The sequence below is a fragment of the Citrobacter sp. BDA59-3 genome, from assembly GCF_015167655.1.
In the GTDB taxonomy this organism is placed as follows: Bacteria; Pseudomonadota; Gammaproteobacteria; order Enterobacterales; family Enterobacteriaceae; genus Phytobacter; species Phytobacter diazotrophicus.
The window spans coordinates 1,370,872-1,386,080 of sequence record NZ_CP063427.1 but is presented as its reverse complement, the minus strand read 5'-3'; the positions used below and the strand labels follow the sequence as shown (position 1 = coordinate 1,386,080).

The 15,209-nt window shown below is 54.6% G+C and carries 16 protein-coding genes and 1 pseudogene; 8 read left to right on the top strand and 9 right to left on the bottom strand.

Annotated elements, in window-relative coordinates; genetic code table 11:
* Window positions 1-19: 19 nt before the first annotated feature.
* Window positions 20-787 (top strand): SDR family NAD(P)-dependent oxidoreductase, encoded by a 768-nt coding sequence (locus tag IP582_RS06440; protein ID WP_193795430.1) that lies wholly within the window; start codon window positions 20-22, stop codon window positions 785-787.
* Between the two features lie 156 nt (window positions 788-943).
* Here IP582_RS06440 and IP582_RS06435 read toward each other — a convergent pair whose 3' ends face one another.
* The 4 genes from IP582_RS06435 to IP582_RS06420 are packed head-to-tail and all read right to left on the bottom strand — an operon-like array spanning window position 944 to window position 3,913.
* A complete protein-coding gene (locus tag IP582_RS06435; RefSeq protein WP_193795429.1) occupies window positions 944-1,705 on the bottom strand; it encodes an amino acid ABC transporter ATP-binding protein in 762 nt (253 codons plus the stop codon).
* A complete protein-coding gene (locus tag IP582_RS06430) occupies window positions 1,698-2,363 on the bottom strand; it encodes an amino acid ABC transporter permease (RefSeq protein ID WP_193795428.1) in 666 nt (221 codons plus the stop codon). Before IP582_RS06430 ends, IP582_RS06435 begins: the two co-directional genes overlap by 8 nt.
* A gap of 14 nt (window positions 2,364-2,377) precedes the next feature.
* Complete coding sequence (locus IP582_RS06425; RefSeq protein ID WP_041852216.1) at window positions 2,378-3,019, bottom strand: amino acid ABC transporter permease; 642 nt, start codon at window positions 3,017-3,019, stop codon at window positions 2,378-2,380.
* 45 nt (window positions 3,020-3,064) lie between these two features.
* Window positions 3,065-3,913 (bottom strand): transporter substrate-binding domain-containing protein, encoded by an 849-nt coding sequence (locus IP582_RS06420; RefSeq protein ID WP_041852217.1) that lies wholly within the window; start codon window positions 3,911-3,913, stop codon window positions 3,065-3,067.
* Between the two features lie 233 nt (window positions 3,914-4,146).
* Between IP582_RS06420 and IP582_RS06415 the strand changes: the two genes are divergently transcribed.
* From IP582_RS06415 to IP582_RS06405, 3 genes are all read left to right on the top strand, one after another.
* Entirely contained in the window at window positions 4,147-5,610 is a 1,464-nt protein-coding gene (locus IP582_RS06415; protein WP_193795427.1) for a PLP-dependent aminotransferase family protein, read from the top strand.
* A 71-nt stretch (window positions 5,611-5,681) separates the two neighbouring features.
* Window positions 5,682-6,800, top strand: coding sequence for a YbdK family carboxylate-amine ligase (locus tag IP582_RS06410; protein WP_193795426.1), 1,119 nt, complete (start codon window positions 5,682-5,684; stop codon window positions 6,798-6,800).
* A 71-nt stretch (window positions 6,801-6,871) separates the two neighbouring features.
* Window positions 6,872-7,117, top strand: a complete 246-nt coding sequence (locus IP582_RS06405; RefSeq protein ID WP_193795425.1) for a DUF1158 domain-containing protein — start codon at window positions 6,872-6,874, stop codon at window positions 7,115-7,117.
* Window positions 7,118-7,256: 139 nt separating this feature from the next.
* Here the strand turns inward: IP582_RS06405 and IP582_RS06400 are convergent, their stop codons facing one another.
* Both IP582_RS06400 and IP582_RS06395 read right to left on the bottom strand, forming a co-directional pair.
* Window positions 7,257-7,598 (bottom strand): RamA family antibiotic efflux transcriptional regulator, encoded by a 342-nt coding sequence (locus IP582_RS06400; protein ID WP_041852221.1) that lies wholly within the window; start codon window positions 7,596-7,598, stop codon window positions 7,257-7,259.
* Between the two features lie 36 nt (window positions 7,599-7,634).
* Window positions 7,635-8,735, bottom strand: coding sequence for an MBL fold metallo-hydrolase (locus tag IP582_RS06395; RefSeq protein WP_107222516.1), 1,101 nt, complete (start codon window positions 8,733-8,735; stop codon window positions 7,635-7,637).
* A gap of 194 nt (window positions 8,736-8,929) precedes the next feature.
* On the opposite strand from IP582_RS06395, the gene IP582_RS06390 reads away from it, so the two are divergent.
* The 3 genes and pseudogenes from IP582_RS06390 to IP582_RS06380 all read left to right on the top strand — a co-directional run bounded on the left by IP582_RS06390 (window position 8,930) and on the right by IP582_RS06380 (window position 10,737).
* Window positions 8,930-9,520, top strand: a complete 591-nt coding sequence (locus tag IP582_RS06390) for a TetR/AcrR family transcriptional regulator (protein ID WP_041852223.1) — start codon at window positions 8,930-8,932, stop codon at window positions 9,518-9,520.
* Window positions 9,510-9,878: pseudogene (locus IP582_RS06385) on the top strand (MmcQ/YjbR family DNA-binding protein). The gene IP582_RS06390 and the pseudogene IP582_RS06385 overlap by 11 nt, the downstream one beginning before the upstream one ends.
* A gap of 61 nt (window positions 9,879-9,939) precedes the next feature.
* Window positions 9,940-10,737: a PhzF family phenazine biosynthesis protein gene (locus tag IP582_RS06380; protein WP_193795424.1), complete on the top strand. Its 798-nt coding sequence runs from the start codon at window positions 9,940-9,942 to the stop codon at window positions 10,735-10,737.
* 7 nt (window positions 10,738-10,744) lie between these two features.
* On the opposite strand, the gene IP582_RS06375 is transcribed toward IP582_RS06380, so the two are convergent.
* Window positions 10,745-11,617: a helix-turn-helix transcriptional regulator gene (locus IP582_RS06375; protein ID WP_041852226.1), complete on the bottom strand. Its 873-nt coding sequence runs from the start codon at window positions 11,615-11,617 to the stop codon at window positions 10,745-10,747.
* Window positions 11,618-11,724: 107 nt separating this feature from the next.
* On the opposite strand from IP582_RS06375, the gene IP582_RS06370 reads away from it, so the two are divergent.
* The gene (locus IP582_RS06370) at window positions 11,725-13,146 is read left to right on the top strand and encodes an MFS transporter (RefSeq protein ID WP_193795423.1); all 1,422 of its coding nucleotides are present in this window, start codon (window positions 11,725-11,727) and stop codon (window positions 13,144-13,146) included.
* Window positions 13,147-13,151: 5 nt separating this feature from the next.
* On the opposite strand, the gene IP582_RS06365 is transcribed toward IP582_RS06370, so the two are convergent.
* Entirely contained in the window at window positions 13,152-14,021 is an 870-nt protein-coding gene (locus tag IP582_RS06365) for a DMT family transporter (RefSeq protein WP_193795422.1), read from the bottom strand.
* Window positions 14,022-14,084: 63 nt separating this feature from the next.
* Complete coding sequence (locus tag IP582_RS06360; RefSeq protein WP_193795421.1) at window positions 14,085-15,065, bottom strand: LacI family DNA-binding transcriptional regulator; 981 nt, start codon at window positions 15,063-15,065, stop codon at window positions 14,085-14,087.
* Window positions 15,066-15,209: the final 144 nt, after the last annotated feature.

The following is a 15,209-nucleotide window of genomic DNA, read 5'->3' as shown; positions in this document are numbered from 1 at the left end:
ACCAGCACAGGAGAGAGAGATGACAACAGCAAAGAAAGTGGTCTTTATTACCGGCGCGACATCCGGGTTCGGCGAAGCCGCCGCGCGGGTCTTTGCCAAAGCAGGTTGGTCGCTGGTACTGAGTGGACGCCGTCTGTCACGCCTTGAGGCGTTGCAGGATTCGCTGGCGGCAGAAGTACCCGTTCACATTATTGAGCTGGATGTACGCGATAAAGATGCCGTGAAGCAGGCCGTTGCCGCGCTCCCACCCGCGTTCGCCGATATCACCACGCTTATCAATAACGCCGGGCTGGCGCTTTCACCGCAACCCGCACAAAACGTTGATCTGGAAGACTGGCAGACCATGATTGATACCAACGTCACCGGGCTGGTCAATGTGACTCACGCGCTGCTGCCCACGTTGATTCAGCATGGCGCAGGGGCGAGTATCATCAATATTGGTTCGATTGCCGGACAATGGCCCTATCCGGGTAGCCACGTTTATGGCGCAACCAAAGCGTTTGTGAAACAGTTTAGCTATAACCTGCGCTGCGATTTGCTGGGTACAGGTGTGCGGGTGACCGATCTGGCGCCGGGTATTGCGGAAACCGAATTCACGCTGGTTCGCACCAAAGGCGATCAGGCGGCATCCGATAACTTATACCGTGGCACCACGCCGCTCAGCGCACAGGATATCGCCGAACAGATGTTCTACATCGCCACGCTGCCAGACCATATGAATATTAACCGGGTGGAAGTCATGCCGGTGCGTCAGGCCTGGCAGCCGTTTGCCATTGACCGGGATTAATATGTCTGCGGTAGCCCGGATAAGGCGCTTGCGCCGCATCCGGGATATTCCCCGGTGGCGCTGACGCTAACCCTGGCCCGGGTTAGCGAAGCGACATCCGGGATTTGTGTTCCCCGGTAACTCGATGATTACCGGGTCTACCCTTGAGAAGGGACATTAGCGGCTGGACTGCAAAAACTTACGTACCCGGTCCGAATCCGGATTGGTAAAGAACTTCTCTGGCGATGCCTTCTCGATCAGCAACCCTTTCTCCAAAAACACCACCTCGTCCGACACCTGACGGGCAAAATCCATCTCGTGCGTTACCACCACCATCGTGTATCCTTCGGCGGCGAGGTTTTTCATCACCCCCAACACCTCATTAACCAGTTCAGGATCCAGCGCCGATGTCGGTTCATCGAACAAGATCACCTCTGGCGACATCGCCAACGAACGGGCAATCGCCACACGCTGTTTCTGTCCGCCGGAAAGGGTAATCGGATACACATCCGTTTTATGGCTCATCCCAACCTTATCTAACTGACGACGACCAATCTCGTCAGCCGCGTCCCGCTTCATGCCCTTCACGTGGATCAGCGCTTCGGTGACGTTTTGTAACACCGTCAGATGCGGCCACAAATTAAAGCTCTGGAATACCATTCCCACGCGTTCGCGGATTTTGGACAACGCTTTATGTGACATGGCCTTGCCTGAGGCGTCATCAATACCCAGCCGCTGACCGCTAATGCGCACTTCGCCGCGATCCGGCTGCTCCAGCCAGTTCATACAGCGCAACAATGTCGATTTTCCGGAACCGGAAGAACCGAGGATACTCACCACCGTGCCCTTCTCCACCGTCAGGTTGATATCACGCAATACTTCAACGTTATCAAACTGCTTGGACAGATTCTTAACGCTAACCGCACTTTGTTCAGGCATGGGTCATTCCTCGCTTGTTTCCATATTGGCTTAGTCGTTTAATCAGCAATTCAAGTAAAATGCTGATGCCCCAGTACAGCGCAATGGCGACGATAAAGGCGTTAAACGGAATAAAATACGTCGACTGCACGCTATTCGCGGCGGCGGTGATCTCCTGTACGGTAATAATGCACAGGAAAGCCGTGTCTTTCAGACAGATAATTAACTGGTTACCCATCAGCGGCAGCGCAGAAGAGAAAATATTAGGCAGGACGATACGCTGAAAGATTTTATAGCGAGAAAACCCCTGCGACACAGCGGCTTCAATATAACCCGAGGAAAATATACGACGCTGGCTGCGTAATATCTCGAAGAAATAGGCACCATGATAAATCACCAGCGCCAACAGACCGGCAGTCCAGGCTTCCATACTAATACCCAACTGCGGCAGACCGTAATAAAGCAAATAGGCCAGAATCAAAAAGGGAACAGCACGCATCAGGCTGACGAAAGCAATTATTACTCTGTCAATAACGCGATTTTGGTATTCCATAATGTAGCACAGCAAAATGCCGATAAATAAACCGACAACGGCTGCAATAATAAACAGCTCAAGCGTTGAAAGCAGGCCATTAAAAAAACTCTCGCGTGCTGACCAGACAATACTCCACTGACTCATATACCCTCCTGCTTTTATCGCGCCAGGCGCTTCGCTTTACGTTCCGCCATGCCCTGCAATTTCAGCAACAAGCCGATAATGATGACGTAGAGCAATCCCGCCGCCAGAATGGGCGACAGAGGTTCATAGGTCACCGAAGAGATGCGATTGGTGACGCGGGTCAGGTCTACCACGCCGATTATCGCTATCGCCGGGCTGCCTTTAATCAGGAAAGACATCTCATTGACCAGCGCAGGCAGGCTTTCAATCCACATCTGCGGCAGCATGATGTAACGGAAATAGGTCCAGCGCCGCATACCGACAGATTCGGCAGCTTCCCGCTGTTCGCGAGGGAAGTTACGAAATGCGTTACGCCAGATTTCGGCATTAAAGGCGGACGTATTCAACGTCAGCGCCACAATCGCCGCCGCCGTTTTATCCAGGTTTATCCCAAGCGTCGGCAGTGATAAGAACAGAAACAGAACCAGCGTCACCAGCGGTGTGGCGCGCGCCAGACTGATATAGACCACCAGCACCTGGTCGACGACCGGGATTTTCATCATTCGAATAAAGGCGATCACCAGACCGATGACCACCCCGAACGCGATAGCCACACCCGAAATCCAGAGGGTCGTCCATGCGCCTTCAATTAATAACTGCCATGCCATTGAATCCATGGTGCCCCCTTTTCTAACTGGCGGCGGTTACCCGCCGCATTGAACTTATAAACCCGCTAACTTATGAAACTGATCGGCGCTGGTGATCGGCTCTTTCGGCAGATCGTAGGTTTCGCCAAACCATTTTTTCTGCAACTCAGCCAGCTTGCCGGTTTCGGTCATGTGATTCATAAATTTGGTCATGAACGCCAGTAATTCCGGGGAGCTTTTAGAGATTGGCCATGCCATGTAGCCTGGGCCAGAGACCGGCAGCCCTTTGGCAAACACTTTCGGCTTCGCTTTCACCAGGTCGTTGACGGAGATAACCACGTTAATCACGTAATCGACGCGTTTATTGGCAAGATCGGCATAGGCTTCCGGGTAAGATTGATATTCCACAACCGGGCCCAGTTTACCGCCCACTTTCTCCAGCATCGCTTTCAGTTCCGGCAGACGCGCCAGTAATGCGCTACCCGCCTGGACGCCCACTTTTTTACCGCTCAAATCGGCGATGGTATTTAATGTTTTATCATCTGCGCGTTTCACAAAATAATGCTGGGCAGATGCCCATGGCGGGGTGAAATTAAATACATTGAGACGTTCATCAGTAATCACTGCACCGGTTAACGCCATATCGTATTGTCCGGTAGAGACGGCGGCGAGCAGCCCCGTCCAGGGTAAAATACTTTGGTTGATATTGAATTTTGCGTATTTACGCAACTCGTCGAGCATATCCTTGTTAAACCCTTCCGATTTACCATCCTTCATAAAGTTAAAGGGCGCATAGTCATCTTCGGTCGCCACTTTCAACGTGCCAGATTTTTCGATTTCGGGTAAATCTGCTGCGACTGCGTGTAAAGAAAAAGCCAAAGTGAACATGGCTGCAAGACAATATTTGCCGAATACTTTTTTCATTTCTCTACCCTTAATTAAATATGCCAGAAAGGTTCATCCCAGACATGCTGGAACTATTGCAATAAATATGCCGACTGCGTTTCTTGACCGCGCTTTTGTGACTGCGTTTTTACAATAGGGAGCCTTTTTGCTTTCTGAATAGAGCCAGTTTCGGCAAATGAATGTGTCAGTTAACGGGAAGCTGGTATGGAATTTGCTCAAATATATCCATGTCTTTTCCAGCGGAGTGCGTCATGATTCGTCACCTTTTGCATGTCAATTTTGATGGTCAGCGTGGGTTACAGGAACAGGTGCGTGAATCACTGATAAACGCCATCCTGAGCGGCATTTTTCCGGCCGATACGCCGCTTCCCTCATGTCGCCAACTGGCTGGTCAGCTTAATGTTTCTCGCAATACCACGGCGCTGGTGTTTGAAAGCCTGGTCAACGAAGGGTATCTGGTCAGCCGCCCACGCAGCGGGTATTACCTGCACCCGGATTACTACCACGCCGGCCAAAACGTGTCGCAAACTGCACCTGAATGCGAAAGCGCTGCACCACGATGGGGCAACCGCCTGCAAATCACGCCCAGCCAGCAGGAATCTATCCTTAAACCGGCTGGCTGGATGCACTATCGCTACCCGTTTATTTACGGCCAGCCGGACACACAACAGTTCCCCCTCGCCTTCTGGCGCGCTGCGGCAAACTGGCTGCACGGCGGCGTGCGAGACCCCTCCTGGGTTATCGATCATATCGATCAGGATGTGCCCATGCTGGTTGAGCAGATCCGCACCCGGGTGCTGCCAAAGCGCGGTATCGTGGCCGCTCCGGACGAAATCCTCATCACGCTGGGGTCACAGAACGCCCTCTATTTGTTGACCCGCCTGTTGATGTCCCGGCAGACGCGTGTGGCGGTCGAAAATCCGGGATTTCGTGAAGCGATCAACACCTTTCTGCTTAACGATACCCATATCGTTCCGCATCCGGTTGATGAAGAAGGCATTGTGCTGGGCGAAACGCCCTGTGATTACTACTACGTGACGCCGGGACATCAGGTGCCGACGGGCATCACCATGAGTAAAGCGCGCCGGGTCCAGTTGCTCGAATACGCTACCCGGCATGACGCGGTGATCATTGAAGATGACTACGACTCGGAAAGTAACTTTACGCAAAATCCGTTACCGGCGCTGAAAGCCAGTGACCGCAGCGGCCGCGTTATCTATGTCAGCAGTCTGTCAAAAGCCCTTTCGCCAGGTCTGCGGCTCGGTTTTATGGTGGCTGCCCCGGAAATCATCGACGAAGCCCGTGCGTTGCGCCGCCTGGTGTATCGCCATCCACCAACCAACATTCAATATCAGATGGCCCATTTTCTGGCTCAGGGCCATTACGAGACGCACCTGCGCCGCTACCACGAAGACTCCGCGCGCCGTTGGGATACCTTACATAACGCGCTGCAAACTTTTTTGCCCGAATGCAAAACCTTCGGCGGCAGCGAACATGCTAACGCCTTCTGGCTGAGTACGCCAAAGCATATCAGTACCCAACAACTCACCTGGCGCGCAGCCCATGCGGGGGTATTAATTGAACCGGGGGCGCGGCATTTTCTTGACGACGCCCCCCCGGATAACTATTTCCGGATGGGGTTTCACGCCATCAATCCGGATGCCATCGTGCCCGGCGTGGAAGTGCTGCGTGGGCAACTGGAGCAAATCGGATAGTTCGCATAAAGGCGGGTTTAGAGGGCATGCCTATACTTAATCCCAACCTCACAAGGAAAGGATAAGAAAATATGCCTCTACCCGACTTTCACGTTTCCACTCCTTTTACCCTGGGCATTGAACTTGAGTTGCAGGTCGTTAACCCACCGGGATACGACCTTAGTCAGGACTCCTCGCGGCTGATCGATGCGGTAAAAGCGCAGGTCAAAGCCGGTGAGGTCAAGCACGACATCACGGAAAGTATGTTGGAAATTGCGACAGGGGTCTGTCGCGACATCAACCAGGCGGCACATCAGTTTTCTGCTATGCAGCAGATTATTTTGCAGGCGGCAAACGAGCATCACGTACAGATTTGCGGCGGCGGCACGCACCCGTTTCAAAAATGGCAGCGTCAGGAGATCAGCAACGATGAACGCTATCACCGGACGCTGGAAATGTTTGGCTACCTGATGCAGCAGGCGACCGTTTTCGGCCAGCATGTGCATGTGGGTTGTCAGAGTGGCGATGACGCCATCTATCTTCTTCATGGCTTATCACGTTTTGTGCCGCATTTTATCGCGCTTGGCGCCGCTTCCCCATACGTGCAGCGCACCGATACCCGTTTCGCCTCATCGCGACTGAATATTTTTTCCTCTTTTCCGGATAATGGCCCCATGCCCTGGGTCAGTAACTGGCAAGAGTTTGAAGGGTTATTTCGTCGCCTGAGCTACACCAGCATGATTGAAAGCATTAAAGATTTGCACTGGGATATTCGTCCGAGCCCCCATTTTGGCACCGTCGAGGTGCGGGTAATGGATACGCCATTGACCCTATCGCATGCCATTAATGTCACTGGATTTATTCAGGCTATCGCCCATTGGCTGCTGGCAGAGCGTCCGTTCAAACATCAGGAGCGCGATTACCTGCTCTACAAATTCAACCGTTTTCAGGCCTGCCGTTTTGGTCTGGAGGGGATCATTACCGATGTCCACACTGGCGAGCAGCGTAAAATAGCCGACGATATCGAACGAATGCTGGAAAAAGTTGCGCCATGGGCAGATAAGCTCAACGCAGGCAGCGCTATCTCCGAGCTGATGAATTTCGTCAAACGAGGGAAGAGCGAATCGCAAATGATGCGCGATTTTGTCGCCGACGGCGGCTCGCTGATCGGCCTGGTGCAAAAACACACCGAGATTTGGGCGGCGGGCTAGAACGGTGCAGGGAGATTGCACCCTTACGCACTTTCCCGGACAATGTCGTTTTTAACAAGCGATTAACTGTCATGAAGCACCCACTGGAAACATTAACCACCGCAGCAGGTATTCTGCTGATGGCTTTCATCTCGGTATTGCTGCTACCCGCCCCTTCTCTGGGGCTGGTACTGGCGCAAAAACTAATGGATACCTTCCATTTTCAGGACCTGAATCAGCTCTATACCGTGTTGTTTTGCCTGTGGTTTCTACTATTGGGTGCGATAGAGTTCTACGTAGTGCGCTTTATCTGGCGCCGTTGGTTTTCGCTGGCATAAGGGTTCGTAGCCCGAATCAGGCGCTTGCGCCGCCATCCGGGATGTTTTTCCCCTTACCCCAAAGAGAGAAGCGGCACACCGGGCGGTGTCATCCAGGCCAAAAAAAACCCGGTTGACCTTAGGCCACCGGGCTTATGCGTCAATGCGCGCGCGGATGGTTCTCTTTGCGCCAGGCGCCCGGCGGCTGATTGAACGTGCGGGTAAAGATCCGCGTAAAGGTCTGCTGCGAATCAAAGCCATATTTCAGGCAAATATCGTAGACCTTATCATTGGTATTGAGTAAATCCCGCGCCGCCAGTGACAGTTTACGTTCGCGAATATAGCGCCCAAGACTCTCACCTTTGTAATGCAAAAACAGCCGTTGCAGATGCCACTTTGAATACCCGGCGTGGCGCGCAATATCATCAATACGCAATGGTTGGTGTAAATTGTCGTCGATCCACTCGACGATAGTGTCGATAACCTGAGCGGAAATAGTCATACAGCGCTCCCCCTCTCTGCTCTTCGAAATAAACCGTTATTCCCACCAGGCGCGGAATTGCTGGGCGTTATCGGCCGCATGCACCGCTTCGCCGAGGGTGGGCGTTAACAATCGATACCCTTTGCCGAGGCTTGCCGCCGCCAGACGTTTATAAGGATCGTCCCAGGTATGTTTTGCCAGCACGAATCGTCCGGCGTGGCCCGGCAGTACCGCCCGCGCATTTAACTCCTCCGCTGCTTGCGCCGTTTCCTCCGGCATCATGTGGATGTACTTCCAGTCCTGGTCGTACTGACCGTTTTCAAGAATCGCCAGATCCACCGAACCAAATTGTTCGCCGATGGCTTTAAAGTGCGGCCCGTAACCGGTATCGCCGCTGTAATAGAGCTTGCGATCCGGGGTGACGAACATAAAGCTCGCCCACAACGTCTGATTACGTTTCAGACCGCGCCCTGAAAAGTGCCGTGCAGGCAGCACATGCACCTCCAGATCATTGCTAAACGTGATTTTTTGTTGCCAGTCCGCTTCCTGGATGATGTCCGGGTTCATACCCCAGTAACGCAGGTGTGATCCCACACCCAGCGGGACTATCACCCGTTTGATTTTTGGCATCAGCGCCCTGATGGTGGCGTAATCCAGGTGGTCATAATGGTCATGGGATATGATCAGCAGGTCGATCTCCGGCATGGCCTCTGCCGTCCACGGATAGTCACCGTCGAAGGCTTTATTCAGAAACGAGAACGGCGCGGCGTAATTGCTCAGCACCGGATCGATAAGAATGCGTTTCCCGGCCAGTTGCAGATACCAGGATGAATGGCCCAGCCATACGACCGTATCCTGCTCCAGCGGCAGGCTTGCCAGATCGGTCTTCACCATCGGCAATGGCCGCTGCGGGCGCGCATTTTCCCGACGGGTGGTTAAAAACTCCCACATTGCCGCCACCATGCTTTTTTGCCCCGTGTAGCTGGGCGTAGACAACTGGTTATGAAATTCACCGTCCCGGTAGTGCGGGGACTGCTCAACTCTGGTCAGTTGCTCACCCTGCGGGCGCTGACCAAATCCGGCGTTCAAAACAAAAGGCAAACTGGCGGCAGATACAACGAGCATAATAAGAACCACGCTAAGTAAGAGACGATGCATACCCTGATCCGAGAAAATGTCCCTTCCGCTGGCACATTGAAATAGACTGGACTTGATTATGAGTGAGTAAGCACTCATTATAGAAATGAATAGAAAGTCGTCAAGATGATTTTCAATCTTTGATGTTCAGCGTTGCAGCGTCACAGTGGGCATGGTTCAATCGTGGTTTTTCAAAATGTATGAGGAAAAGTGTAGTGGCTCGTCCGAAGAGTGAAGATAAGAAATTAGCATTACTGGATGCGGCGGCTGTCGCTATCGCGCAAACCGGTATTGCCGCCTCGACCGCGGTGATTGCCCGTAACGCGGGCGTGGCTGAAGGCACCCTGTTTCGTTATTTTGCCACCAAAGACGATCTGCTCAATGCGCTTTACCTGCATTTAAAATCTGACCTTTGCCAGACCATGATCGACAGCCTCGACAGGTCGCACAGCAATTCCAAAATACATACCCAATCCATCTGGAACAGCTATATCGACTGGGGCATCCGTCACCCGTCGGCACATAACGCGATTCGCCAGATTTCGGTGAGCGAAAAAATCACCCCGGAAACGCGCCAGCAGGTTATCGATATGTTCCCTGAGCTACATGAAATCTGCCACCGCTCGGTGAGGCCTGAATTTCTTTCCGAAGCGCTCTCACCTTTTGGCGACGCCATTTTTCTGACGCTGGCAGAAACCACGATGGATTTCGCCAATCGCGACCCGCAAAAAGCAAAAGAGACCAAACGGCTGGGCTTTGAAGCCATGTGGCGCGCGCTCACCGTGGATAACTGCGATGGACAGTAAAACCCTGCAAGAGACAGCACGTCACATTGCGCTGGAACTACCGTTCACTGAACCGTGCTGGCCATTTGGCCCGGAACACGACATTTTCAAAGTCGGCGGCAAGATTTTCATGATGATCACCACCGCTCATGGTCGGCCTATGGTGACCATGAAATCAGATCCGCAAAAATCCCTGCTCAATCAACAGGTTTATCGCAGCATTGAGCCGTGATATCACATGAATAAAAAGCACTGGATCTCCATCTTTGCTGGCGATGATATCACCGACGATCTGCTCGTCGATCTAATCAACGACTCACGGGATCTCGTGGTCGACACGCTGGCGAAAAAAGATCAGCAACGTCTGCGTCCGCGCTAACTATTCGGAAAAGCGAAAACGCGTTACCGTAGCGTTTTGTTTTCCGACAGGAGCACGCGCAGTGGAACTTGAGATTTACCAGGTTGATGCTTTCAGCACACGCCCTTTTTCCGGCAATCCGGCGGGCGTATGCATCACGCCCCAGGCGCTTGAAACGGCCACCATGCAGCAGATCGCGGCAGAGATGGCCGTCTCTGAGACCGCATTTCTGGCACGCGATGATTACCGTTTGCGCTGGTTTACTCCTCAGGCTGAGGTCGATTTATGCGGCCACGGCACGCTCGCCACGGCCCATATTTTGCGCCAGACCGGGCAGTTTGCTGTTGGAGAAAGCGTTGTCTTCACCACCCTTTCCGGCCCGCTTAAAGCCACCGCCCGCCCTGACACTATCGAACTGGATTTCCCGCTCTTAGTACCGGATATGCATTATGCGCCGGATAACGCTTTACTGGACGCCCTGGGTCTCAACGCCAGTGACGTCTCTGCCAGCGGGACATTTGGCCCGAAAGCGATGATTGTGGTAGAAGACGCGCAGATCATTGAGCAGCTCAAACCCAACTTCCAGGCACTTGGCGCACTGCCCGGACGCGGCGTGGCCATTACGGCACCCGGTAATGGCAAATATGATTTTATCTCTCGCTACTTCGCGCCGTGGGTGGGGGTAAATGAAGATCCGGTGACCGGTTCCGCGCACTGCGCGCTGGCGGCCTACTGGGGTTCGCGTCTGGATAAGCGCACCCTCAGTGCCTGGCAGGCCTCACCGCGCGGCGGCGAATTGCAGATTGCGCTCACCGCAGAAGGCCGGGTAGCGCTGGCAGGCCAGTCGCATACGGTCCTGGCCGGAAAACTCTATCTTTGAGAAGCGGCTAAGCATGCTCTGCCAGCCATGCCAGCGCCTGCTCGCCCCGCTCATCTATCGGTAAATAGACCAGCAGCCGCGAGCCGTTACGCGGCGCTGAAAACCAGTACATTTGTTGCAAAGAAAATTCGCCTAATTCAGGGTGGGTAAAGGTTTTCAGTTGATTTTCAACGCCTCGCACGTCGTAGCGCTTATGCCACAGCGAGGCAAACTCTTCCGATACTGCGCAAAAGCGCGCCAGCTTCGCTTCCCACTGCGGGTCGCCCCGGTGTTCCGCCATCGCCGCCCGGAAATAGGCAACAAAGGTCGGCAGCACACTCTCCTTACGCCCAATACGGCTACGCCAGGTCGGGTTGGTCAGATAGAGATAAATACAATTGCGCTCATCTTCTGGTATTTGGTGAAAATCAACGCCCATCATCCGCGAAAAAGCGTCATTCCACGCCACAATATCAAAATTGGATTTTTGGATGCTGGCCGGTTGGGGTAACAGGCTATCGAGCATTTTACGCGTCCCGATGCTGATGCCTTCACACTGCGGCACCACAGGCGTTTCCGCAGGCGTCAGCCCCGCCAGTAAAAACAGATGGCGGGTTTCAGTTGCCGAACACTCCAGCGCATTGGCGATTGCCTGCATCACGCTGGCCGACGGGTTCACATCCCTGCCCTGCTCAAGCCAGGTATACCAGGTCACGCCAACGTCTGCGAGCAAGGCCACCTCTTCACGCCTTAAGCCTGGCGTACGCCGCCGTCCACTGCGCGGCAGACCGAGACGCTGCGGGTCAAGGCTTTCCCGGCGGGAGCGTAAAAACGCGCCGAGCTGTTTGCGGTTCTCATCCTGGACGCTCAACAGAGGGGATCGTTCCGACATCAGGCTCATAAAACCTCCAGCATGGTATTGCCAGTACCAGTATAAGCAAGAACTGGTACCCGTTTTTCGTATCAGCGATGCTACGTCTATCCGATGAATGACGCAATGGAGTTACCATGAATACGTCTGCTGTTTCACCCGGTCGTGCGGGCTTGTTATTACTGTTGACCGGACAAATGCTGCCGCTGATCGATACTTCGATCACCAACGTCGCTCTTGATTCCATCACGCTGTCGCTGCACACCAATACCACGCAACTCTCTCTGATTGTTGCGCTGTACGGCGTCGCGTTTGCCGTCTGCCTGGCGATGGGGAGTAAACTGGGTGATAACTTTGGCCGCCGCAAAATGTTCTTATGGGGCGTGGCGCTGTTCGGGATCGCCTCGCTGCTGTGCGGTATCGCCAACTCCATCACCGCCCTGCTCGCGGCGCGTACCCTGCAAGGGATGAGCGCGGCGCTGATCATGCCGCAAATTCTCGCAACGCTGCACGTGACCCTCAAAGGTACGGCCCATGCCCGCGCTATCAGCCTGTATGGGGGGATTGGCGGCGTGGCGTTTATCATCGGGCAGATGGGTGGCGGCTGGCTGGTGTCGGCAGATATCGCCGGGCTCGGCTGGCGAAACGCCTTTTTTATTAACGTGCCGATAAGCCTGTTGGTGCTGGCATTGAGCCATCGCTATATCCCGGAAACCCGCAATGAAACCCCAACGCGCATTGACTGGCAGGGCACCTTCGCGCTGGCGCTGATCTTATGCTGCCTGCTCTTCCCGCTCTCCCTCAGCCCGGATTTAGGCTGGCCATGGCAAAGCCAGGCGGCATTACTGGCGATAATTCCGCTAACACTGTGGATGCGTGCCGGCGCGCTGCGTCAGGAACAGCAAGGGCTGCATCCGCTGATGCCGCCACGTTTACTCAAATTACCCAGCATCCGTTTCGGCCTGTTAATTGCGTTGCTGTTTTTCAGCGCCTGGTCCGGCTTTATGTTCTGTATGGCGCTGACATTACAGGCAGGCGTAGGCATGGCGCCGTGGCAGTCCGGTAACAGTTTTGTTGTGCTTGGGGTGACCTATTTTGCCTCGGCGTGGTATGCGCCGAAACTGATTGCCCGCCACAACGTACGTACCATTCTGCTGAGTGGCATCGCGATTCAAGTAAGCGGCCTGTTGGCGCTGTTCGCCACGCTCTGGTTGACCCATGGGCACCTCAACGCCCTAAATCTTGCGCCCTCTACCGCGCTGATTGGCTACGGCCAGGCGCTGATTGTGAACAGTTTTTACCGTATCGGGATGCGTGACATTGCCACTCAGGACGCAGGGTCGGGCAGCGCCATTCTCAGTACGCTGCAACAGGCCACGCTGGGCCTGGGCCCGGCAGTGCTTGGCGGATTGTTTTTGCATCTGCTCAACCTCACCCAGGGCAACTATAACGAAGCGCTGGACGGATTTTTAGTGGCAGAGATCGTGATGATGCTGATGCTTGCCGTCGCCGCGATTGGCGCGCGCCAGCAGCTCGCCCCCCGCTGCCCGGCAAACTGAGGGGATTAGATCTTAGACGGCAGGCGTGCCACCAGCCGCCAGCGAAACCAGATCTGTGCAACCAGAATCAGCACGCCGCCGATAATTTTTTGCAGCGGCAGACGCTCGCTGTACCAGAGGGCGGCAACGATCACCGTCAGCAACGGTTCGAGCACCATGATGATGGCAGCGCTGGCGACAGCGGCATATTTCTGCCCCTGCAATTGCAGGCCAAAGCGCAGACTGGTGGCAATCAGAATACTGGCGACCAGCCACAGTGCAGTGGTGCCCGTAAACGGCTGCGTCCAGTGTTCAAATAAAAGTGAGATCAACACGCCCGCAACCCCCGTCACCGCCAGTTGCACCGTGGTGAGCGGGAGTAGCGGGACATCACGGGCAATGCGGCTGGTGTAGCAAAACGAAATGGATTGCACAAAAGCGGTCAACAAAAACCAGCCCTGGCTGGGATGAAAGACAATCGGCGTATGCAGGCTTAACAGCGCCAGGCCAATAAAGGCGAGCGGCAGGCATTCCCAGTAGGCGCGGGCCGGACGCACGCCCATCATGGCCCAGGCCACCAGCGGCACAAACAGCATAGAGAGGCTCATGATAAATGCCCCCTCGCCCAGCGACGGCGTGGTCGACACCGACCAAATCCACAGGCACAACGTGAGTGCCATCCACAACGCGCTGATAAAGACCTGGCGCAATTTTGCCAGCGCAACACGCTGCCCGCGACAAAATGGCAGCAATACCAGCGCCGCGCCTAAAAAGCGCAGCCCCAGAAAGGCAAATACGGGCATCCCGGAGATGGCCTCGCGGGAAAAGATCCAGCCGCAGGCGGCAATGATGGTGGTGATGACCAGAAACAGTTCTGCTTGTCGTTGCCGGTTCATGGCAAAGCTCCCAGGGTATAAAAAAGCCAGCGAAAGGCTGGCAAAAAAATCACATCAATATTATCAGGCGCTGGCGCGGGAAATATACTGCCAGTCCATCATGATCCTCTCCGCCGGGGCCTCGGGGTTATCGATTTTATTGAGCAGCAGCCCCACGGCTTTGCGACCAATCTCTTTTGACGGTTGATAAACGGTCGTCAGCGGCGGTGTCACCATTTCCGCCAGTTCTGTGCCATCAAACCCAACCACCGCAATATCCTGCGGCATTTTCAGGCCAGCTTCGTGAATGGCCAGCACGGCCCCCGCCGCAAGGGTATCCGACACCGCAAAGACCGCATCGGGGCGTTCAGTGTGGCGTAGCAGCGCCTGCATGGCCGCTTTCCCGGCGCTAAAACTCAGGTCGCTGGCATACTCAACAAACGCATATTCGCACTGGTGCGCCTTAAGTCCGCTGTGGTAGCCCTCTTCCCGCGAGCGGGCATATTTATAGCTGAGATCGTGGTTAATCAGCGCGATACGCTGACAGCCGCGCGCCAGTAATCGATCAATCACGCATTGCGCGGCGCCAACATCATTGATGCCCACGCAGGAGACATCGCCGTCATCGGCATATTCCGCGCACTGCACCCAGGGGGCGTTACCGATAAGCGTCGCCAGTTCCGGCAAGCGCGAGGAGGCGTCCATGGTGATAATGCCGTCGACAATTTTCCCGGAAAGCAGGTTCAGCGCCGAGCGGGAGCGCGCCATGTCCGAACTGGTATTGCACAGCAGGATACGAAAGCCGTTTTTTTCCGCTTCCTCTTCAATCCCTTTTACCACCTCGGCGCAAAACGGGTTGGCGATATTGGAAACCAGCACCAGAATCATTGAGCTGCGGGCGGTACGAAGCTGGCGCGCCAGCAGGTTCGGCTGATAGTTGCTTTCGGCAATGGCTTTGAGCACGCGCTCGCGGTTTTTTTCTTTAACAGACTCGCTGTTATTGAGCACGCGCGAAACGGTCGCGACGGAAACGCCAGCCAGCCTGGCGATTTTCTGAATGGACATAACGTCGATATTTCCTGCGGTTAGCGTCTGGCTAGCAGGCTACCACAACGTCGGATGGCATGCACGATGCACACCTGGTGCCGCATCCGGATAGCATGGCAGGCGTAAGCGCCGCCAGGGTTGTCCCGGATGCGGCCAGGCCTT

Bases quoted from the DNA above. Each gene is read 5' to 3' on its own strand.
- IP582_RS06440 (WP_193795430.1), top strand. From the start codon at position 20: ATGACAACAGCAAAGAAAGTGGTCTTTATTACCGGCGCGACATCCGGG.
- IP582_RS06435 (WP_193795429.1), bottom strand. From the start codon at position 1,705: ATGCCTGAACAAAGTGCGGTTAGCGTTAAGAATCTGTCCAAGCAGTTT.
- IP582_RS06430 (WP_193795428.1), bottom strand. From the start codon at position 2,363: ATGAGTCAGTGGAGTATTGTCTGGTCAGCACGCGAGAGTTTTTTTAAT.
- IP582_RS06425 (WP_041852216.1), bottom strand. From the start codon at position 3,019: ATGGATTCAATGGCATGGCAGTTATTAATTGAAGGCGCATGGACGACC.
- IP582_RS06420 (WP_041852217.1), bottom strand. From the start codon at position 3,913: ATGAAAAAAGTATTCGGCAAATATTGTCTTGCAGCCATGTTCACTTTG.
- IP582_RS06415 (WP_193795427.1), top strand. From the start codon at position 4,147: ATGATTCGTCACCTTTTGCATGTCAATTTTGATGGTCAGCGTGGGTTA.
- IP582_RS06410 (WP_193795426.1), top strand. From the start codon at position 5,682: ATGCCTCTACCCGACTTTCACGTTTCCACTCCTTTTACCCTGGGCATT.
- IP582_RS06405 (WP_193795425.1), top strand. From the start codon at position 6,872: ATGAAGCACCCACTGGAAACATTAACCACCGCAGCAGGTATTCTGCTG.
- IP582_RS06400 (WP_041852221.1), bottom strand. From the start codon at position 7,598: ATGACTATTTCCGCTCAGGTTATCGACACTATCGTCGAGTGGATCGAC.
- IP582_RS06395 (WP_107222516.1), bottom strand. From the start codon at position 8,735: ATGCATCGTCTCTTACTTAGCGTGGTTCTTATTATGCTCGTTGTATCT.
- IP582_RS06375 (WP_041852226.1), bottom strand. From the start codon at position 11,617: ATGAGCCTGATGTCGGAACGATCCCCTCTGTTGAGCGTCCAGGATGAG.
- IP582_RS06370 (WP_193795423.1), top strand. From the start codon at position 11,725: ATGAATACGTCTGCTGTTTCACCCGGTCGTGCGGGCTTGTTATTACTG.
- IP582_RS06365 (WP_193795422.1), bottom strand. From the start codon at position 14,021: ATGAACCGGCAACGACAAGCAGAACTGTTTCTGGTCATCACCACCATC.
- IP582_RS06360 (WP_193795421.1), bottom strand. From the start codon at position 15,065: ATGTCCATTCAGAAAATCGCCAGGCTGGCTGGCGTTTCCGTCGCGACC.